A 19,102-nucleotide genomic window follows, 5' to 3' on the forward strand; every position below is an offset into this window, starting at 1 on the left:
AAGCACGCGTTATCGTTGACGTTTTTCGCGAGCAAGCTCGCTCCTACAGGAGGCGATGTACGCTTAACTGACTGGCATTAGGGCAAGCCTCTCCCATAGTTTATTGGGCCAAAGCGTTGGATCAGGCCAGATCGACCAGCACGATCTCGCTGTCTTCAACCGCCGTTACCCGCAACACTTGCTCATCCTCAACCGCCACACCGTCTCGAGCGTGCGCACGCAAGCCGTTGACCTCAATCACGCCGGTCGCCGGTACCAGATAAGCCCGACGCCCAATGTCCAAGCGGTATTCCGCGCTTTCCCCGGCTTTCAGGTTCGCCGCTACCAGGCGTGCATCCGCGCGGATGCGCAGGCTCTCGCTGTCACCGGCCTTGCCACTGGCCAGGGTCACAAACCCTTCGCGATCACCTTTCGGAAACGGCTTGGCGCCCCAGGAGGGTGGCAGGCCGGCCTCGTTCGGGATGATCCAGATCTGGAAGATCTTGGTCGGCGTGGCTTCCAGGTTGTACTCGCTGTGGGCGATCCCCGTGCCTGCGCTCATCACCTGCACATCACCGGCCTCGGTGCGGCCCTTGTTGCCCAGGTTGTCGGCGTGGCTGATGGCGCCTTCACGCACATAGGTAATGATCTCCATGTCGCGATGGGCGTGCTGAGGGAAGCCGGTGCCGGGGGCGATGATGTCGTCGTTCCAGACCCGCAGGTTGCCCCAATGCATACGCTCGGGGTCGTGGTATTCGGCAAATGAAAAGTGGTGATGGGCGTCAAGCCAGCCATGGTGGGCGCCGCCCAGGGCGTTGAAAGGTCGAAGTTCAAGCATGATCGTCTCCTGTTGATGGCGCCTATGATCCGTGAGCCCATGATCGAAAAAAAGCGTAAAAAATGCCTGATTCCTATCGGTTAATTAGATTGATTGCCGGCGTTTTGACTTTCACTTCATCGCCTAACTGCATGACGGTAAAGCAATTGGCTGGAACTGAGCGCCGATTCCGGCGACCATGGTGCCCTTGTCAAAACCCAGCTCATCGCAGGAGTCCGCGTGCCGCAACACAAGCCTGATCTGCCCCCCGAACTGCGCCCATTGGCGGAAATGCCGCTGCTCAAACGCCTTGCCGCACGCCTGTTTGGCCATGGCCTGACGCGTTTGCGCGCACAGCATCGGTTTTCCTGGTTGCACGGGCAGGCCGATGGTTTTCGCAGTGGTCACGAGGCCGGCGTGGAGTATGGCTATCGCGAGGGCAAGGCCGATGGCCTCGAGGAAGGCCGACAAGTCCTGTTGATCCGCGACTTCCGTCCCGATGAGCACCGCGCGCCCGGCGTCGATGACAGCCTGTTCGACGATTGGCGGCTACCCTTGACCGCCGACGTGAAGAAACGCATCAAGGCTGATGTGGCCCGGTTGCTGCCGGCCCATGCCCAGCCGAGCGCGGCGCAATGGAAGATGATCTTCAGCGATACGCCGTCAACCTCGGTGATCGCCGGTGCCGGCGCGGGTAAATCCACCTCGCTGGTGCTGCGTATTTTGCTGCTCACCCATTACCTGGGGTTCGAATTGAGCTCGATGACCGTGGTGACCTTCACCCGCGAGTCGCGCAAAGACTTCATCAACAAGCTCATGGACATTCTCACCCTGTGGGGCCAACCCATTGATATGAAAGAAGCCCAGGCGGTGGTACGCACCTTTCACTCGCGCATCCTGCCGATGGTCCGCAGCCTGCCGGGTTTTGAGCGCCTGCAGGCGTTTGAAAACCTCAGTGCCGGTTTCGAAGACGCTGACAGCAACCCGTTCGACCTGCGCATCAGCGACGCCCAGCGCCAGCAGATGAATGCCTGCTACCACCAGTTGCAGGGGCGACATGCACGGTTTCGTGAACTGATTGCACCGCTGGCACGCCACGGCCTGCAACTGCGCGAACTGGAGCGCGATCATCCGGATGTACAAAAACGCATAGCGGTGACCGAACTGGCGGCCAAGCGCGATGAAGAACTCTGCGATGTGATCGAGGACCTGTGGTTTCGTGCCGGCGCCTGGCCGATCAAGGGGATTGAGCCCAGTCGCCAGCGCTTCGAAATCAATGGCGCGCAGTTCCATTGCCACGGCTATATCCCGGCGCTGGATGCGTGGGTAGTGCTGGGCTTTGACGCCAGGGAAAACCCCCAGGTCAGCCGGCCGAATTCGAAGCTGTCGGTCCGTGCAGAGTGGGCGGTAAAGCGCACCTTGTTTCAAGCTTTCTGTCGTAAGCCATTGATATGGATGGATAGTTATGATGCATCAAAGCGTCTTTTAAGCAGCCTCGCCGGGGATGCCAGCGCGGGTCCCGGCTTTGATTACAAGGTCAAGGGTGAGCTGGCGTCGGCGCCGCTGCTGGACAGTTTTGTGATGGCCGCCGGCTTTATCGAGAACCTGGGGCTGGACGTGCCGACTGCCGTCGGCCAGATGAGCTTCGCCAAGGACGACCCGGACCGGTTCTTCTTTGAAGCCCTGAGCATTTTCTGGAAGGCCCTGGAAGACCACCTTCTCGACCAATCACCGCCGATCATGACCTATAACCGCATGTTCTCGCTGTTCGGCGAGAACACCCCGGAAAATCTCAAGCTCCTCAGCGATCCGCTGCTGCGGCCAATGTCGCACCTGATGATCGACGAATTCCAGGACGTATCGCCCCAGATCGTTTCGTGGATACGCGCGAGTCTGCGGGAAATCCGCAGTCGTGGGCCGGCGATGCATGTGGGCCGTGGTGCGCAACGTTCGTCCTTGCTGTGCGTGGGCGATGACTGGCAGTCGATCTACGGCTGGCGCGGCAGTTCGCCCAAGTACTTCATGGAATTCAACCAGCAATTCCCGGCGCCGAGCACTACCCGCGTCATGCTCGGCGAGAACTACCGCAGCCATCAGCACATCATCGACGCCGCCGAACATATCGTGCGCGCCGCACCGGCCATCCCGGGGAAAAAGGCCAAGGCCAGCGGCACGCCAAAAGCCTTGGTGCCGGTCACGGTACTGGAACGGGACGATGCGGCGTTGGGGCGGCAACTGCTGGAGCATTATCAACGGGGCGATTCGATATTAATGCTGTATCGAAAAAGTAGCGATAAGTTACTGATCCAAGAGCATATTCAGTCGATTGTTAATGTTGATTCTAGCTTGCCCGCAGTGACGCGCAGGTTGAAGCAGCTGACGTACCACAGCGCCAAGGGCCTGCAGGCGGATGCGGTGTTCCTGCTCGGGGATTGCCAGCATGTGACCAGCTCGCCCTACAAGAACCAGGTCTACCGCATGGCGGGCCTGGGCAAGGACGGGGACAGCGAACCCTACGACACTGCGCAAAAGGACGAAGTGCTGCGCCTGGCCTACGTCGGGATTACCCGGGCCGTGAGCCATTGCTACTGGTATGTGGAAAAAACCGAGGGCCAGGCGGTGAATGTGCCCAAAGCCTCGGAGCGGGTCGACGGCAGGAAAGCGTTTTTCGACGATCAGCGCCATTAGTAGGGGACAAATGCGATTCCAACGTGGGAGGAGGCTTGCCCCCTCCCACAGTTGAGCTTCTTTCTGCTGGCTGGACCGGAATCAGGCCCTCAGCGACAACGGCGGCACAAACGACTCCAACTCATCCTCCACCGCCTCGATAATCCGCTCCACATCGGCAGCATTCATCACGGTGGCGCAGGGGATGCCGGCGATGGCAATCAGCGTCTCGCCGCTGGCCCGGTCGAACAGGCGGGCGACCATACTGCCGGGCGCATCCATGCTGCCCTCGAAGCCCATCGGATGAAAATGCCAGCGCATCAGCTGGCAGGCGTTGGGGAATGTCACTTTGTTCATGTTGCCCACCTTGTTCATTGAGCGCTTCCTTTAGCTCGCGGCAGGGGGCCAGGACCGTCACTGGTCGTGGCGTCGTAGAAGCTAAAAATAGCATTCGTTCGCAAGTACAAGGTGACTTTTTCTGCCCCGTTCGGCGGTTGTCAGCCATTCACTTGATGTGGGTCATCTCTTACTAACGATTGGGCACAATGCCACTAATGCGAAGTTCCAATTGGCCATTGTCGGCAGTGGCAAAATTCGGCAATCTCCGAGGTTTACCTGCCTCAGAGCCTTCCATGCCCGACATCGCGCCAGACGATGATTGCCATAACACCCACGCCACGCGTGAGCTGGTGTTGCGCCACCACCTGTGCTGGCGTCATCGCGACCTTGACGGCGTGATGTCCTACTACCACCCGGACATCCAGTACCACGACTTTTTCCAGAACCGTGTGGTCGGTTACGCCGAACTGCGTGAGTACCTGCAAGCCAGCATGCCCCGCGAAGCCGACGAAGCCATTGAACATACCGACCGCATCCGTGCCGATGGGGACACGGCATTCATCCAGTACCGCATCACCTTGCGCGGCGGTCAGGGGCTGGTGTCATTCCGTACCAGCGAGGCCATCACCGTCCGCGATGGGTTGATCTGGCGCGTCAACGAGTACGCGTCATTGGTGCATGAACAACCCTCCCAGGCCCAGCGCCCCAGCGTCAGCCGCCTGGGCCTGTCACCCCAGCAATTGGGGCATATGGCCAATGACTTGCAGCAGTACTTCGAGTGCAGGCAGCCTTATCTGGACCCGGAACTGGACCTGCAGCGTGTCGCCAAGGAGTGTGGCTACAGCCGCAATCAGATTTCCTACCTGCTCAACCAGGTGCTGGGGCAAAGCTTCTACCGCTACGTCAACCAGGCTCGGCTCCAGCACCTGCTGGCCGCACTGGATACCGCGCAACCACCGATCAAGGTCGACGACCTGGCCTTCGCCGCCGGTTTCAATTCGTTGTCGGCGTTCTACAGCGCCTTCCGCCAGCACACCGGCCAGTCGCCCAAGGCCTACGTCAAACAAATTTCCCTGCGTGCACGCGCGCAAGACAGCGAATAACCCGGAGTTCTAGGATCCCTCCATCGAAATGTGGTTGGGGAACTTGGCATGCCGGCATGGCGCACTATCAGTTTATGGATGGACCAACTGGACGACCCGCTGTCGGCGCGGCCGGCCCTTGAGCATGACCTGGACGTCGATGTGGCCATTATCGGTGCCGGCTACACCGGGCTGTGGACCGCCTACTACCTGAAACGCCAGGCGCCTGAGTTGAAGATCGCGATTATCGAGGCGCAAACCGCTGGCTTCGGCGCCTCGGGCCGTAACGGCGGCTGGCTGATGGGCAATCTGCTGGGCGAAGACCGCCTGCTGGCCGGCCTTGCGCCTGAACAGCGCCGCGCCTCCTTCGACCTGCTGCATGGCATTCCCGACGAAGTGGCCCAAGTGCTGGCCCGGGAAGGCATCGACTGCGACTACCGCAAGGGCGGCGCGCTGTACTGCGCCGCACGCTACCCCGAGCAGGAAGGCAGCCTGCGCGCTTACCTGGACAAGCTCTACGCCCAAGGCCTGACCGAAGCCGACTATCGCTGGCTGAGCCCTCGACAGTTGGCTGAACAGATCCGCATCGCCAAGCCCTATGGCGGTATCCATGCCCCCCATGTCGCCACGATCAACCCGGCCAAGCTGGTGCGCGGTCTTGCGCGGGTGTTGGAGAGCATGGGCGTGACGATCTATGAAAACACGCCGGTGACCCACTGGCAGTCCGGTACTGTGCGCACCGCCAAGGCCCGTGTGCGCGCTGCCTGGGTGGTGCCGGCTGTCGAGGGTTATGCGAATACCTTGCCGCCCCTCGGCCGATACCAGTTGCCGGTGCAAAGCCTGATCGTTGCCACCGAACCGCTGCCCGCCGGCACCTGGGATGAAATCGGCCTGAGCCATGGCCAGGCCTTTGGCGAAAGCAGCCGCCAGGTCACCTATGGCCAGCGTACGGTGGATAACCGCCTGGTGTTCGGCGCCCGCGGTGGTTACCAGTTCGCCGGCAAATTGCGCCACAACTTTGATTTGACTGACAGCGAAGTGGCACTGCGCCGCTACCTGTTCGGCGAACTCTTCCCACAGCTGAAAAAGGTGCGGATTACCCATTCCTGGGGTGGCAACCTCGGCATGTCGCGCCGTTTCCGCCCGCACATGCTCTGCGATCACAAGACCGGCATCGCCCTGGCCGGTGGTTACGGCGGGGAGGGCGTCGGTGCCACCAACCTGGGCGGCCGCACCTTGGCCGACCTGATCCTCAGTCGCGACACACCTCTGATCCACCAACCCTGGGTGATCCGTGAGCGTGGCCTGCACGCGCTCAAGGCCTGGGAGCCGGAGCCATGCCGCTGGCTTGGCTACAACGCGATCATTCGCAGTTTTGTCCATGAAGACCAGGTGCTGGCCAACCCCAACACAGCACCTTGGCGCCGCAAGCTGGCGATCGGCATAGCCGGGTTCATGGAAGGTTTCATGCATTGAGCCGTTTCACCTACACGAGAAAACCCCATGAGCATCACTCAATTCAAAGACGCGCTGCATGCCCAACTGCCGGACTCATCACCGGTGGCCGTGCCCCTGGGCGAGCCGATCGCCGTGGCCTCGACCTTGAGCGTTGAACGCAGCGACGGCGTCGAGACCGGTATCTGGGAATGCACCCCGGGCCGCTGGCGTCGGCAGATCACATCCCAGGAGTTCTGCCACTTTATCCAGGGTCGCTGCACCTTCACCCCTGACAACGGTGAAATCGTTCACATACAAGCCGGTGACGCACTGATGTTGCCGGCCAACAGCACCGGTATCTGGGACATCCAGGCAACCGTGCGCAAAACCTACGTACTGATTTTGTAACGCTTTGATCCTTGATCGCCTGCCATAAAAACAGCCCTAAAATCGCCAGGAAATCGAACCATGAAAGCCATTGCCCTGTTGCCCTTGATGTGGGTAGCCGCTATCAGCCAAGCCGCTGAGACGGTGAAGATCTACAACTGGTCCAGCTATATCGCGCCGGACACAACGAAGAATTTCCAGAAACAAACCGGCATCGGTTTCAGCTACGACGTGTATGACAGTAACGAAACCCTCGACGGCAAGCTGATGACGGGTAACTCCGGCTACGACGTGGTGTTTCCGTCCAACCACTTCATGGCACGGCAGATCCAGGGCGGCGCCCTGAAGAAGCTCGACAAGAGTCAGTTGCCCAACTGGAAAAACCTCAACCCCGTACTGCTCAAGGCCCTGGAAAACAACGACCCGGGTAATGCCCATGGCTTCCCGTACCTGTGGGGCAGTACCGGCATCGGCTATAACATCGACAAGGTCAAGGCGGTACTGGGGGAAAACGCACCGGTGGATTCCTGGGACCTGATCTTCAAGCCCGAGTACATGGAAAAGCTCAGCAAGTGCGGGGTAGCGATCCTCGACAACGGCCCGGAATTGCTGCCCATCGCCCTCAACTACCTGGGGCTGCCGCCCCACAGTAAAAAACCCGAAGACTACAAAAAGGCCGAGGCGCTGCTGATGAAAGTGCGCCCCTATGTGGCGTACTTCCACTCCTCGAAATACACCGGCGACCTGGCCAATGGCGACATCTGCGTGGCGGTCGGTTTCTCCGGCGACGTACTGCAAGCCGAAAGCCGCGCCAAGGAGGCCAAGAATGGGGTGAAGATCGGCTATCAGATTCCCAAGGAAGGCGCCGCCATCTGGTTCGACATGGTGGCCATGCCCGCCGATGCCCCCGATGAAAAGGCCGGCTACGCGTTCATGAACTACCTGCTGGAGCCCCAGGTGATGGCGGACATCACCAACTCCGTGCACTACGCCAACGGCAACCGTGCAGCGGATAGCCTGGTAGACCCTGAGATCAAGGCGGACACCAAGATCTACCCCAGCGACGAAATGATGGGCAAGTTATTCGCGCTGGAGGCGATGCCGCTGAACATCGACCGGATTCGCACGCGGGTGTGGAACACCATTCGAATGGGCCGCTGACGGGTAATATCTCGTCGCCTTTTGGGTTCGCTGTTTAGCTGTTTTTTTCTGTAGTGTCCTTGCCTCCTTTCAATAGAACGGGGGCAAGGAATGCTCACTTCGAACAAATCAGGCCGTTTGCGAATCGGTAGAGTGTCACAAGCAGGGGACGTTTACTTGCTGACCGCCGTGGTGAACCGGCGTGAACCAATCTTCGACGATTGGCGGCTCGGGCGCCTGGTTGTGAAGCAGTTTCGAGAAGCCCACGAGGATGATTGGGTTAACTCTCTGGCCTTTGTGGTCATGCCAGATCATATGCATTGGCTGGTTCAACTCCATGAGCGGACATTGGCGGAACTGATGTGCCGAATTAAATCGCGCAGCAGCTTAACGGTTAACGGCGCTCTAGGTCGTAAAGGGCGTTTATGGCAAAAGGGCTATCATGACCGTGGTGTACGGCGCGAAGCGGACTTGAAAGATTTTGCTCGTTACGTGGTGTGTAACCCCATTCGTGCAGGGCTGGTCAGTCGTGTTCACGACTACCCGCTGTGGGATGTCTGGTGGCTTTAAAAGCCCATGTGTCCCGTAGATACAGCGCAAACCCGTAGCAGCTGCCGAGCGCAAGCGAGGCTGCGTCGGGCACACCGCCGACATCACTGACCCTCCACGTTCTCGCGGTGATTGTGAGGGCCTCACGCAGCCTCGCCAGGGCTCGACAGCTGCTACGCGCCATCCCACGCCCCCGTAGCAGCTGCCGAGCGCAAGCGAGGCTGCGTCGGACACACCGCCGACATCACTGACCCTCCACGTTCTCGCGGCGATTGTGAGGGCCTCANCACTGACCCTCCACGTTCTCGCGGCGATTGTGAGGGCCTCACGCCGCCTCGCCAGGGCTCGACAGCTGCTACGCGCCATCCCACGCCCCCCGTAGCAGCTGCCGAGCGCAAGCGAGGCTGCGTCGGGCACACCGCCGACATCAGGGGTTTTCCAGGTCATGCCCCAACGACTGGATAAACAACGAAAACAGTTCCGGCTGTGACGAGATGTCCAGCTTCGCGTACAGATGCCGGCGGTGCACCTTCACCGTGTCCGGCGAGATATGCAGGCGCTCGGCCATGGCCTTGGACGAGAATCCGCGCAGTACCAGGCGGGCGATTTCCAGTTCGCGGTCCGAGAGCACACCGCAACCGAATTGGCTCAGTGCATCCCGGATCTGGCGGTCCATGGCCGGCGCGCGCCGGGTGCTTTGTTGCCAGTGCTGCTGCATCAACGGCAGCACCCAGGCGGCCAGCGTCGTCAGCAACCCGGTCTCCTCAACGCTGAATCGCCGCTGCATACCCAGTGACAGCGACAACGTCCCCGCGCCCGGCAACTGCAGGATCAATTGCACCTCGTCTTCCAGCACGTTGTCGTGGAAGTAGCTGAGGAAATACTCGCTCTGGCGAAAATGGTCCGGCGCCACTTCCTCAAGCCGGTACACGCCGCTGGCATACCCCTCGCGACACGCCTGGAAAAACGGATCGAGCAAATACAGGCCATTGAGGTACACCAGCATCGACGCCGGCTTGCTGCTCGGCTGGGCGTCGTACTCTTCCAGTGCCTGGGGCGCACCATCCACGGGATAGAAGATCGCCAGCGCGTTATCGAAGGGTACGCATTGGTGCAACAACAGCACCAGCTGTTTCCAGAAACGCTCGGTGCCGATGTGCGCAACAGTGCGGCCCAGGCCGGCGTGCATGCCGACTTCACGAAACAGGCTCATGTAGCAAGCTCCCGCCAACAAAAGATCGCCCCAAGGGTTCGGCTTTTGCCGGGTGCCGTCAAGGGGAGTACGCCAATAGGGGAATTGGCTGGCATAAACCCCACGGTTACCTTTGGCATCATTCAGCGGGAAACATATCCCGCCACTTTCAGACCTTTCGTTTCTGCCTCACACCAAGAACAACGACAGAGGATAACGATATGAGCACTTCCCCCACGCCCGACGGCGTGCTGAAACCCACCCTGAGCGTCTTCGATGTGGTGGCCATTACCGTTTCGGCTGTGACCCCCGCCAGTTCCGTTTTCGTGATCGCGCCCTTTGCCATCCAGCAGGCTGGCAGCGGCGTGTTCCTGGCGTTCGTGATGGCAGGGCTGCTCGCGCTGATGTTCGCGTTTTGCTACGCCGAACTGGGCCGCGCCCATAACAGCGCCGGTGGCGAGTATGTGTATGCCAAGCGCGTGTTCGGCGGCATGGCCGGCTACGCGACGTTCCTGACCGTATTGGTGATGCTGCTGTTTATCCCGCCGGTATTGGCCACCGGTGCCGCAACCTACCTCAACAATGCTTTGGGTACCAGATTCGACGCGCAAACCGTGGCTCTGGTGATCGTGGTGTGCAGCTACGCCCTGGGCATCCTCAATATCAAGCTCAACGCCTGGATCACTGGGACCTGTCTGCTGCTGGAAGTCGCGGCGTTGCTGGTGATCGTGTGCATCGGCTTCGGTAACCCGGTGCAGCCGGCCAGCGTGCTGTTTCAACCCCAGATCGTCGAAAACGGTGTGTTGCACCTGGCGCCCTGGGCCCTGGTGATCGGCGCGGTAGGCATTGGCCTGTTTTCCTACAACGGTTACGGCCCAGCCGTGTTGCTGGCCGAAGACATGAAATGCGGTGGCAAGGGCGTGCACAAGGCGGTGCTGTGGTCCCTGGGACTGGTGGTGGTGATCGAGCTGGTGCCGATCACTGCGCTGTTGATCGGCGCGCCCTCACTGAGTGCGATGATCAGCAGCCCGGACCCCATCGGCTACCTGCTCACCAGCCATGGCAATGAAACCCTGTCGCGCCTGGTCAGTGCGGGGATCTTCCTGTCGGTATTCAATGCGATTGTCGCCATCGTTATCCAGATCGGCCGCGTGGTGTTCAGCAGCGGGCGCGATGCATTGTGGACGCCTACCATCAACAAGCTGTTTACCCGCATTCATCCGCGCTGGGATTCACCCTGGCTGGCCACGCTGTTCCTGGCGATCCCGTCGGCGTTGCTGAGCTTCAGCTCCAACCTGACCGACCTCACCTCGTTCAGCGTATTGCTGATCATATTGGTGTACCTGGTGGTGGCGTTGAGCGCGCTGATGAGCCGCGTGCTGCTGCGCGACCGCGAGCATCCCTATCGCATGCCGCTGTGGCCGCTGCCGGCGTTGCTGGCTGCACTGGGCGCGGGTTACTTGCTGGTGACCTTGATCTACGCGGCGTCAGTACGCGACATCATGATCATCATCGGCTTGCTGGCCCTGTCGGTGATTCTGTATTGCATCAGTGGCCGGTCGAGTCCGGCCTTTCAAAAATTGTAAGGAGTGGTTATGCGTGCACGTCAATTGGGCATCACGCTGGGGCTGGGCACACCCGGCGAGTTGAATGCCATCACCGACGTTCCCGGGGTTCGGGTCGGTCACTGTACGCTCAAGACCCGCGTCGACGGTAAACAGGTGCGCACTGGCGTCAGCGTGGTCCAGCCCCGCGCCGGGGAAGCGCGGTTGCAGCCATGCTTTGCCGGGTATCACGTGCTGAACGGCAATGGCGACGCCACTGGCCTGGAATGGATCAGCGAGGCGGGCCTGTTGACCACGCCGCTGGCCATCACCAACACCCACAGCATCGGCATCGTGCGCGACACCTTGATTGCCCTGGAGCACAAGCGCCTGGCGGACCCGGCGGTGTACTGGTGCATGCCGGTGGTGATGGAAACCTACGACGGCCTGCTCAACGATATCTGGGGCCAGCACGTCACCCCCGAGCATGTGCGCCAGGCGCTGGACAGCGCCGAACGCGGCCCCGTGCAAGAAGGCGCGGTGGGCGGTGGGACGGGGATGATCTGCCATGAATTCAAGGGCGGTATCGGCAGCGCCTCGCGCCGTTTGCCGGCAGAGCAGGGCGGTTGGACTGTCGGCGTGCTGGTCCAGGCCAACCATGGCAAGCGCCAGGAACTGCGGGTCGACGGCTATCCGGTGGGCCGCCGCTTGATGGACCTGCCGTCACCCTTTGCCGAACGAGGCACGCCGGGCATGGGCTCGATCGTGGTGATCATCGCCACGGATGCGCCCCTGCTGCCGCACCAATGCCAGCGCCTGGCACAACGCGCGTCTATCGGCATCGCGCGCACCGGCGGCGGCACCGAGGATTCCAGCGGCGACCTGTTCCTGGCCTTCGCCACTGGCAACCAGGAACTGCCGCCAGCGGACTACGCGCGCAAGGGCCTGCCGTTGAGCAGCACCTTGCAGATGGTGAATAACGATCATATATCCCCGCTGTTCAGCGCTGCGGCGGAGGCGGTGGAGGAGGCGATCATCAACGCAATCCTGGCGGGCGAAGACATGGTGACCGACGACGGCGTACAGGTGCCGGGCTTGAAAGGCGAAACGTTGATACGGGCATTGCACGACACGGGCTGGCGCGCGTCCCGATAAGGGAGGGCCAGCGCCGATATATAAATATAAACAGTGGCTGTTTAATGTCGCCAATGACACCGTGACAATACAATGGATCCAATTATCAAGTGCGCCGTTCAACTTGAGCGGCTTTAGCGCTATTTAATATTTAAATAACCCTCCGCTGTCTTTTGTCGGACAACAGCAACGTTGCCCAACAGATACGGCGCCTAACTTGGAATGCATGTTTGTTGCCCGATTTTCATGCTGGAAAAGATGTAGACGAAAGATTTCAAGTTGTGTCAGTTTCGTGACGCCTTCAAAAGAGGCGAGTGATAGGACGATCTCGCCCACGGGATTCCTATCGACCCAAGACTGATGCATTTGCAAACAAGGAAGTACGTTTATGTCAAAAGCAAAAGACAAGGCTATCGTGTCGGCGGCGCAAGCCAGCACCGCTTACTCGCAAATCTATAACTTCAGCCATCTGTATGACCGTGGCGGCAATCTCACGATCAATGGCAAACCCTCCTACACCGTTGACCAGGCGGCCACCCAGCTGCTGCGCGACGGCGCCGCGTACCGGGACTTTGACGGCAACGGCAAGATCGACCTGACCTACACCTTCCTGACCTCGGCGTCCTCGAGCACCATGAACAAACATGGTATCTCGGGCTTCAGCCAGTTCAACGCCCAGCAGAAAGCACAGGCCGCCCTGGCCATGCAATCCTGGTCGGACGTGGCCAACGTCACCTTCACCGAGAAAGCCACCGGCGGTGACGGCCACATGACATTCGGCAACTACAGCAGCGGCCAGGACGGCGCGGCAGCCTTCGCCTACCTGCCCGGCACCGGTGCAGGCTACGACGGCACCTCGTGGTACCTGACCAACAACAGCTACACGCCGAACAAGACGCCGGACCTGAACAACTATGGCCGGCAGACCCTGACCCACGAAATCGGGCACACCCTGGGCCTGGCTCACCCTGGCGACTACAACGCCGGCGAAGGCGCCCCGACCTACAACGACGCGACCTATGGACAGGATACGCGCGGCTACAGCCTCATGAGTTACTGGAGCGAGAGCAACACCAACCAGAACTTCAGTAAAGGCGGGGTAGAAGCCTATGCCTCTGGCCCGCTGATCGACGACATCGCCGCGATCCAGAAGCTCTACGGTGCCAACTACAACACCCGCGCCGGCGACACCACCTACGGGTTCAACTCCAACACCGGGCGTGATTTCCTCAGCGCCACGTCCAACGCCGACAAGCTGGTGTTCTCGGTCTGGGACGGTGGCGGCAATGACACCCTGGACTTCTCCGGCTTCACCCAGAACCAGAAGATCAACCTCAATGAGGCCTCGTTCTCCGACGTTGGCGGCCTGGTCGGCAACGTCTCCATCGCCAAGGGCGTGACCGTCGAGAACGCGTTCGGCGGTGCGGGCAACGACCTGATCATCGGCAACAACGCGGCCAACGTGATCAAGGGTGGGGCCGGCAACGACCTCATCTACGGTGGCGGCGGCGCGGATCAACTGTGGGGCGGCGCGGGCAACGACACGTTTGTGTTCGGCGCCAGTTCCGATTCCAAGCCAGGGGCGGCGGACAAGATCTTTGACTTCACCTCGGGCTCCGACAAGATCGACCTCAGCGGCATCACCAAAGGGGCCGGCCTGACCTTCGTCAATGCCTTTACCGGGCATGCCGGCGATGCGGTATTGACCTACGCGGCAGGCACCAACCTGGGCACCCTGGCCGTCGACTTCTCCGGGCACGGCGTGGCGGATTTCCTCGTCACCACCGTCGGCCAGGCAGCGGTCAGCGACATCGTGGCATGATGCACGGGCGCGGCGCGCAAGCGCCGCGTCTCCAGGCTGGAGCGTACAGATGCAGCGTTTTTACAATGTGATCGCCTGCGTGTTGCAGGTGATGTTCGTGTCGGCAGGAGCCCACGCAATGGCGAGCAGTCTTGTTTTACCCACCAGCGCCCAGCTGGCCGGGCATTGGCAGTTGCACCAGCAGGATCAGGTGTGTGCACTGGACCTGCTCGAGCAGGCCAATGCTTTGGGCGGCGATGTGGCCTGCGTGGCGCAGTGGCTGGGGGACAAGCCCCTGACCTGGTCGCCCACACCCGACGGTATCTGGCTGTTCAATGCCGAAGGCAGCGGGATCACCCATTTGAATCGTCAGAAAGACGGCGAGTATCAGGCGCGGACGAAGTCCGGCACCGTGGTTGAATTAAAACGAGTGCCTTAGTTGTTGTTATAAGCCTATAACTCGATTTCATTAGTTGAGCGGCCTCTATCGCGGAGGACGGCAAACTTATGCGCGTAATTTGATTCAAGGAAGATCAAAACCTATGGCCAGGCCCCATGCGGTTGCGCCTTTATTCAAGGCGCTGGGTGAATACAAGAGCATCTTGATCAGCGTCGGTTGTTTTACCGCGTTGATTAACCTGTTGATGCTGGTGCCGTCGATCTACATGCTGCAAGTGTATGACCGTGTGCTCTCCTCGCAGAATGAAACCACCCTGGTGATGTTGACCCTGATGGTGGTGGGCTTCTTTGCGTTTATTGGCCTGCTCGAGGTCATCCGCAGTTTTATCGTGATCCGCATCGGCAGCCAGTTGGAGCGGCGTTTCAACTTGCGCGTGTACAAGGCTGCGTTCGAACGCAACCTGCAACGCGGCCAGGGGCATGCCGGGCAATCCCTGGGTGACTTGACCCATATCCGCCAATTCATCACCGGGCCGGCGCTGTTTGCGTTCTTCGATGCGCCGTGGTTTCCCATCTATCTGTTGGTGATTTTCCTCTTCAACGTCTGGCTCGGGGTGTTGGCCACCGCCGGCGCAGTGCTGTTGATCGGCCTTGCGTGCCTCAACGAATACCTGACCAAGAAACCCTTGGGCGAGGCCAGTGGCTTCTCCCAGCAGTCGACGCAGCTGGCCACCAGCCATTTACACAACGCCGAAACCATCCAGGCCATGGGCATGCTCGGCGCGTTGCGCCACCGCTGGTTTGCTGTGCATTCGCAGTTCCTGGGTTTGCAGAACAGAGCCAGTGATACCGGGTCGGTGATCACCTCGTTGAGCAAATCCCTGCGCCTGTGCCTGCAATCCCTGGTGCTGGGTCTGGGCGCGCTGCTGGTGATCAAGGGCGACATGACCGCCGGGATGATGATCGCGGGCTCGATCCTGATGGGCCGTGTACTCAGCCCCATCGACCAGTTGATTGCGGTCTGGAAGCAATGGAGTTCGGCCAAGCTGGCCTACCAGCGGCTGGACGAATTGCTGCGCGAGTTTCCGCCGGAAGTGGAGCAGATGAAATTGCCCGCACCCCAGGGCCAGGTCAGCTTCGAACAGGTCAGCGCGGGGCCGCCCGGGCGGCGCATGCCCACCCTGCATCAGGTCAGCTTCAGCCTCGGCGCCGGCGAAGTGCTCGGCGTGCTTGGCGCCTCGGGCTCCGGCAAATCCACCCTGGCCCGTGTGTTGGTGGGCGTGTGGCCGACCCTGGCCGGCACCGTGCGCCTGGACGGTGCGGACATTCACCGCTGGGACCGCGACGACCTCGGCCCGTACATCGGCTATCTGCCCCAGGACATTGAACTGTTCAGTGGCAGCATCGCCGACAACATCGCACGTTTTCGCGAGGCCGACCCCGAGCGGGTGGTGCGGGCTGCGCAGCAAGCCGGCGTGCATGAATTGATCCTGCGCCTGCCCCACGGTTATGACACGGTCCTCGGCGATAACGGCGGTGGTCTGTCCGGCGGCCAGAAACAACGCGTAGCTCTGGCGCGTGCGCTGTACGGCGGGCCGCGCTTGATCGTCCTGGACGAGCCCAACTCCAACCTCGACACCGTCGGCGAAGCCGCGCTGGCCAGCGCCATTGTGCAGATGAAGGCCCAGGGCAGCAGTGTGGTGCTGGTGACCCATCGTTCTTCGGCCTTGGCCCAGGCCGATAAATTGCTGGTGCTCAACGAAGGGCGTTTGCAGGCATTCGGGCCGAGCCAGGACGTGCTGCGGGCGTTGTCCGGCCACCGTGACCAAGCGCCCCAAGGTAGGAGCGAGCTTGCTCGCGAAGGGCGTTAACGATGATGCGCCCTGATTGGATACACGCGGTGACGCTGAGTTTTTCGCGAGCAAGCTCGCTCCTACAGGTTTTGCGTCAAGCAGTAAGGATGTCAGCATGATTCATGAACAACACGACGCCCGTTTTTTCGTACGCATGGGCTGGCTGCTGACCGTGGTCGGTGCCGGTGGCTTTTTCCTCTGGGCCAGCCTGGCGCCCCTGGACCAGGGCATCCCGGTGCAGGGCACGGTGGTGGTGTCGGGCAAACGCAAGGCGGTGCAAACCTTCAGCCCCGGCGTGGTCAGTCGGATCCTGGTCAAGGAGGGTGAGCTGGTGAAGCAAGGCCAGCCGCTGTTCCGTCTCGACCAGACCCAGAATCAGGCCGACGTGCAGTCCCTGCAGGCCCAGTACCGCATGGCCTGGGCCAGCGTCGCGCGGTGGCAGAGCGAGCGCGACAATCAATCCGCTATCACCTTTCCCGCCGAGCTGAGCAGCAACCCCGATCCCGCACTGGCGTTGGTCCTGGAAGGCCAGCGCCAATTGTTCAGCAGCCGTCGCGAAGCCTTTGCCCGTGAACAGGCAGGCATCCGCGCGAATATCGAGGGCGCCACCGCACAGCTCAACGGCATGCGCCGCGCCCGCAGCGACCTGACCGCCCAGGCCCAGTCCCTTCGCGACCAACTCAGCAACCTGCAACCCCTGGCCGACAACGGCTATATCCCGCGCAACCGGCTGATGGAGTACCAACGTCAGCTGTCCCAGGTGCAACAGGACCTGGCGCAGAACACCGGAGAGAGCGGCCGGGTGGAGCAGGGCATCCTTGAATCGCGCCTGAAATTGCAGCAGCACAGCGAGGAATACCAGAAGGACGTGCGCAGCCAATTGGCCGACGCGCAATTGCGCAGCCTGACCCTCGAGCAGCAACTCACCTCGGCCGGCTTCGATCTGCAACACAGCGAGATCAACGCACCGGCTGACGGCATTGCGGTCAACCTCAGCGTGCACACCGAAGGCGCCGTGGTGCGTGCCGGTGAAACCCTGTTGGAAATCGTGCCCCAGGGCACGCGCCTGGAAGTGGAAGGGCATTTGCCGGTGCACCTGGTGGACAAGGTCGGCACGCACCTGCCGGTGGATATCCTGTTCACCGCCTTCAACCAGAGCCGCACCCCGCGTGTGCCGGGGGAGGTCAGCCTGATTTCCGCCGACCAGATGCTCGACGAAAAAACCGGCGCGCCGTATTACGTATTGCGCACCACCGTCAGCGAGGCAGCACTGGAGACACTCCACGGCCTGGTCATCAAGCCGGGCATGCCCGCCGAGATGTTTGTGCGCACCGGCGAGCGTTCGTTGCTCAATTACCTGTTCAAGCCGCTGCTCGACCGCGCCGGCTCCGCGTTGACCGAGGAATGAGCATGAAAGCTGTGTTCATCGCCTTGCTGTTTACCTGCATTAACGCCCAGGCCGCCATGGGCCCGTTCGATGTATACGAACAGGCCTTGCGTAACGATCCGGTGTTTCTCGGTGCGATCAAGGAGCGCGACGCCGGCCTGGAAAACCGCACCATCGGCCGCGCAGGCTTGCTGCCCAAGCTGTCGTATAACTACAACAAGGGCCGCAACAACTCCCAGGCCACCTTGCCCGACGGCCGCGGCGGCAATTACCACGACGACCGCAACTACAACAGCTACGGCTCGACCTTCAGCCTGCAACAGCCGCTGTTCGACTATGAGGCCTACGCCAACTACCGCAAGGGCGTGGCCCAGGCGCTGTTCGCCGATGAAAGCTTTCGCGACAAGAGCCAGGCGCTGCTGGTGCGGGTGCTGAGCTATTACACCCAGGCGCTGTTTGCCCAGGACCAGATCGACATCGCACGGGCCAAGAAGAAGGCCTTCGAGCAGCAGTTCCAGCAGAACCGGCACCTGTTCCAGCAGGGCGAGGGCACCCGCACCGATATCCTCGAAGCCGAGTCGCGCTATGAGCTGGCCACCGCCGAAGAGATCCAGGCGCTGGACGAGCAGGACGCCTCGCTTAGAGAACTGGGTGCGCTGATCGGTGTGCAAAGCGTCAACATCGACGACCTCGCCCCGTTGAACGAAGGTTTCGCCGCGTTCACCCTGACCCCGGCCAACTACGACACCTGGCATGAACTGGCGATCAGCAACAACCCCACGCTGGCGTCCCAGCGCCAGGCCCTGGAAGTCGCGCGTTATGAAGTGGAGCGTAACCGCGCCGGACACCTGCCCAAGGTCACTGCGTACGCCAGTTCGCGCCAGCAGGAGTCCGACAGCGGCAACACCTACAACCAGCGCTACGACACCAACACCATCGGCGTCGAAGTGAGCCTGCCGTTGTATGCCGGTGGCGGCATCTCCGCGTCCACCCGCCAGGCCAGCCGCGCCATGGAACAGGCCGAGTACGAGCTGGAAGGCAAGACCCGCGAGACCCTGATCGAACTGCGTCGGCAGTTCAGCGCGTGCCTGTCTGGCGTGAGCAAACTGCGCGCTTACCAAAAGGCCCTGACCTCCGCAGAAGCACTGGTGCTGTCGACCCAGCAGAGCATCCTCGGTGGCGAGCGGGTCAACCTCGATGCGCTGAACGCCGAACAACAGCTCTACAGCACGCGGCGCGACCTGGCCCAGGCGCGTTACGACTACCTGATGGCCTGGACCAAACTGCACTACTACGCCGGCAACCTGCGCGACACCGACCTGGCCAAGGTGGATGAGGCGTTCGGGCCGGCACCGCATTAATTGACTTTCTCGACAATTCCAACAACAGAGAGGC

The 19,102-nt window shown here is 61.1% G+C and carries 16 protein-coding genes; 13 read left to right on the plus strand and 3 right to left on the minus strand.

Annotated features, from left to right (window positions below; translation table 11 throughout):
- Window positions 1-121: 121 nt before the first annotated feature.
- Window positions 122-817, minus strand: coding sequence for a pirin family protein (locus tag PspCFBP13509_RS08995; RefSeq protein WP_065946728.1), 696 nt, complete (start codon window positions 815-817; stop codon window positions 122-124).
- 219 nt (window positions 818-1,036) lie between these two features.
- Here PspCFBP13509_RS08995 and PspCFBP13509_RS09000 point away from each other — a divergent pair, with 219 nt between their 5' ends.
- Complete coding sequence (locus PspCFBP13509_RS09000; RefSeq protein WP_137211911.1) at window positions 1,037-3,484, plus strand: UvrD-helicase domain-containing protein; 2,448 nt, start codon at window positions 1,037-1,039, stop codon at window positions 3,482-3,484.
- An 81-nt stretch (window positions 3,485-3,565) separates the two neighbouring features.
- On the opposite strand, the gene PspCFBP13509_RS09005 is transcribed toward PspCFBP13509_RS09000, so the two are convergent.
- Window positions 3,566-3,838, minus strand: coding sequence for a DUF1652 domain-containing protein (locus tag PspCFBP13509_RS09005; protein ID WP_027605770.1), 273 nt, complete (start codon window positions 3,836-3,838; stop codon window positions 3,566-3,568).
- Window positions 3,839-4,095: 257 nt separating this feature from the next.
- Here PspCFBP13509_RS09005 and PspCFBP13509_RS09010 point away from each other — a divergent pair, with 257 nt between their 5' ends.
- From PspCFBP13509_RS09010 to PspCFBP13509_RS09030, 5 genes are all read left to right on the plus strand, one after another.
- A complete protein-coding gene (locus PspCFBP13509_RS09010) occupies window positions 4,096-4,905 on the plus strand; it encodes a helix-turn-helix transcriptional regulator (protein WP_065927595.1) in 810 nt (269 codons plus the stop codon).
- 48 nt (window positions 4,906-4,953) lie between these two features.
- Window positions 4,954-6,360 (plus strand): NAD(P)/FAD-dependent oxidoreductase, encoded by a 1,407-nt coding sequence (locus tag PspCFBP13509_RS09015; protein WP_137211912.1) that lies wholly within the window; start codon window positions 4,954-4,956, stop codon window positions 6,358-6,360.
- A gap of 27 nt (window positions 6,361-6,387) precedes the next feature.
- Window positions 6,388-6,729: a cupin domain-containing protein gene (locus PspCFBP13509_RS09020; protein ID WP_065927593.1), complete on the plus strand. Its 342-nt coding sequence runs from the start codon at window positions 6,388-6,390 to the stop codon at window positions 6,727-6,729.
- 60 nt (window positions 6,730-6,789) lie between these two features.
- The gene (locus tag PspCFBP13509_RS09025; RefSeq protein WP_137211913.1) at window positions 6,790-7,869 is read left to right on the plus strand and encodes a polyamine ABC transporter substrate-binding protein; all 1,080 of its coding nucleotides are present in this window, start codon (window positions 6,790-6,792) and stop codon (window positions 7,867-7,869) included.
- A 90-nt stretch (window positions 7,870-7,959) separates the two neighbouring features.
- A complete protein-coding gene (locus PspCFBP13509_RS09030; protein ID WP_092484123.1) occupies window positions 7,960-8,418 on the plus strand; it encodes an REP-associated tyrosine transposase in 459 nt (152 codons plus the stop codon).
- A 406-nt stretch (window positions 8,419-8,824) separates the two neighbouring features.
- Here PspCFBP13509_RS09030 and PspCFBP13509_RS09035 read toward each other — a convergent pair whose 3' ends face one another.
- Window positions 8,825-9,610, minus strand: a complete 786-nt coding sequence (locus PspCFBP13509_RS09035) for a helix-turn-helix transcriptional regulator (protein WP_137211914.1) — start codon at window positions 9,608-9,610, stop codon at window positions 8,825-8,827.
- 200 nt (window positions 9,611-9,810) lie between these two features.
- On the opposite strand from PspCFBP13509_RS09035, the gene PspCFBP13509_RS09040 reads away from it, so the two are divergent.
- From PspCFBP13509_RS09040 to PspCFBP13509_RS09070, 7 genes are all read left to right on the plus strand, one after another.
- Complete coding sequence (locus PspCFBP13509_RS09040; RefSeq protein WP_137211915.1) at window positions 9,811-11,175, plus strand: APC family permease; 1,365 nt, start codon at window positions 9,811-9,813, stop codon at window positions 11,173-11,175.
- A gap of 9 nt (window positions 11,176-11,184) precedes the next feature.
- Entirely contained in the window at window positions 11,185-12,288 is a 1,104-nt protein-coding gene (locus PspCFBP13509_RS09045) for a DmpA family aminopeptidase (protein WP_065927589.1), read from the plus strand.
- Between the two features lie 367 nt (window positions 12,289-12,655).
- Window positions 12,656-14,089, plus strand: coding sequence for a serralysin family metalloprotease (locus PspCFBP13509_RS09050; RefSeq protein ID WP_137211916.1), 1,434 nt, complete (start codon window positions 12,656-12,658; stop codon window positions 14,087-14,089).
- A 49-nt stretch (window positions 14,090-14,138) separates the two neighbouring features.
- Entirely contained in the window at window positions 14,139-14,507 is a 369-nt protein-coding gene (locus PspCFBP13509_RS09055) for an AprI/Inh family metalloprotease inhibitor (protein WP_027605779.1), read from the plus strand.
- Window positions 14,508-14,610: 103 nt separating this feature from the next.
- Window positions 14,611-16,338 carry a type I secretion system permease/ATPase gene (locus tag PspCFBP13509_RS09060; RefSeq protein ID WP_065927587.1) on the plus strand — a complete coding sequence of 576 codons (1,728 nt, stop codon included), beginning with the start codon at window positions 14,611-14,613 and terminating at the stop codon, window positions 16,336-16,338.
- A gap of 97 nt (window positions 16,339-16,435) precedes the next feature.
- Window positions 16,436-17,728, plus strand: coding sequence for an HlyD family type I secretion periplasmic adaptor subunit (locus PspCFBP13509_RS09065; protein ID WP_065927586.1), 1,293 nt, complete (start codon window positions 16,436-16,438; stop codon window positions 17,726-17,728).
- A gap of 2 nt (window positions 17,729-17,730) precedes the next feature.
- Complete coding sequence (locus PspCFBP13509_RS09070; protein WP_065927585.1) at window positions 17,731-19,068, plus strand: TolC family outer membrane protein; 1,338 nt, start codon at window positions 17,731-17,733, stop codon at window positions 19,066-19,068.
- Window positions 19,069-19,102 lie beyond the last annotated feature (34 nt).

The sequence above is a fragment of the Pseudomonas sp. CFBP13509 genome (assembly GCF_005233485.1).
Classification (GTDB): domain Bacteria; phylum Pseudomonadota; class Gammaproteobacteria; order Pseudomonadales; family Pseudomonadaceae; genus Aquipseudomonas; species Aquipseudomonas marginalis.

What these genes read in the sequence shown, in the direction of transcription:
- PspCFBP13509_RS08995 (WP_065946728.1), bottom strand. Translation starts at nt 817, where the DNA reads ATGCTTGAACTTCGACCTTTCAACGCCCTGGGCGGCGCCCACCATGGC.
- PspCFBP13509_RS09005 (WP_027605770.1), bottom strand. Translation starts at nt 3,838, where the DNA reads ATGAACAAGGTGGGCAACATGAACAAAGTGACATTCCCCAACGCCTGC.
- PspCFBP13509_RS09010 (WP_065927595.1), top strand. Translation starts at nt 4,096, where the DNA reads ATGCCCGACATCGCGCCAGACGATGATTGCCATAACACCCACGCCACG.
- PspCFBP13509_RS09015 (WP_137211912.1), top strand. Translation starts at nt 4,954, where the DNA reads ATGCCGGCATGGCGCACTATCAGTTTATGGATGGACCAACTGGACGAC.
- PspCFBP13509_RS09020 (WP_065927593.1), top strand. Translation starts at nt 6,388, where the DNA reads ATGAGCATCACTCAATTCAAAGACGCGCTGCATGCCCAACTGCCGGAC.
- PspCFBP13509_RS09025 (WP_137211913.1), top strand. Translation starts at nt 6,790, where the DNA reads ATGAAAGCCATTGCCCTGTTGCCCTTGATGTGGGTAGCCGCTATCAGC.
- PspCFBP13509_RS09030 (WP_092484123.1), top strand. Translation starts at nt 7,960, where the DNA reads ATGCTCACTTCGAACAAATCAGGCCGTTTGCGAATCGGTAGAGTGTCA.
- PspCFBP13509_RS09035 (WP_137211914.1), bottom strand. Translation starts at nt 9,610, where the DNA reads ATGAGCCTGTTTCGTGAAGTCGGCATGCACGCCGGCCTGGGCCGCACT.
- PspCFBP13509_RS09040 (WP_137211915.1), top strand. Translation starts at nt 9,811, where the DNA reads ATGAGCACTTCCCCCACGCCCGACGGCGTGCTGAAACCCACCCTGAGC.
- PspCFBP13509_RS09045 (WP_065927589.1), top strand. Translation starts at nt 11,185, where the DNA reads ATGCGTGCACGTCAATTGGGCATCACGCTGGGGCTGGGCACACCCGGC.
- PspCFBP13509_RS09050 (WP_137211916.1), top strand. Translation starts at nt 12,656, where the DNA reads ATGTCAAAAGCAAAAGACAAGGCTATCGTGTCGGCGGCGCAAGCCAGC.
- PspCFBP13509_RS09055 (WP_027605779.1), top strand. Translation starts at nt 14,139, where the DNA reads ATGCAGCGTTTTTACAATGTGATCGCCTGCGTGTTGCAGGTGATGTTC.
- PspCFBP13509_RS09060 (WP_065927587.1), top strand. Translation starts at nt 14,611, where the DNA reads ATGGCCAGGCCCCATGCGGTTGCGCCTTTATTCAAGGCGCTGGGTGAA.
- PspCFBP13509_RS09065 (WP_065927586.1), top strand. Translation starts at nt 16,436, where the DNA reads ATGATTCATGAACAACACGACGCCCGTTTTTTCGTACGCATGGGCTGG.
- PspCFBP13509_RS09070 (WP_065927585.1), top strand. Translation starts at nt 17,731, where the DNA reads ATGAAAGCTGTGTTCATCGCCTTGCTGTTTACCTGCATTAACGCCCAG.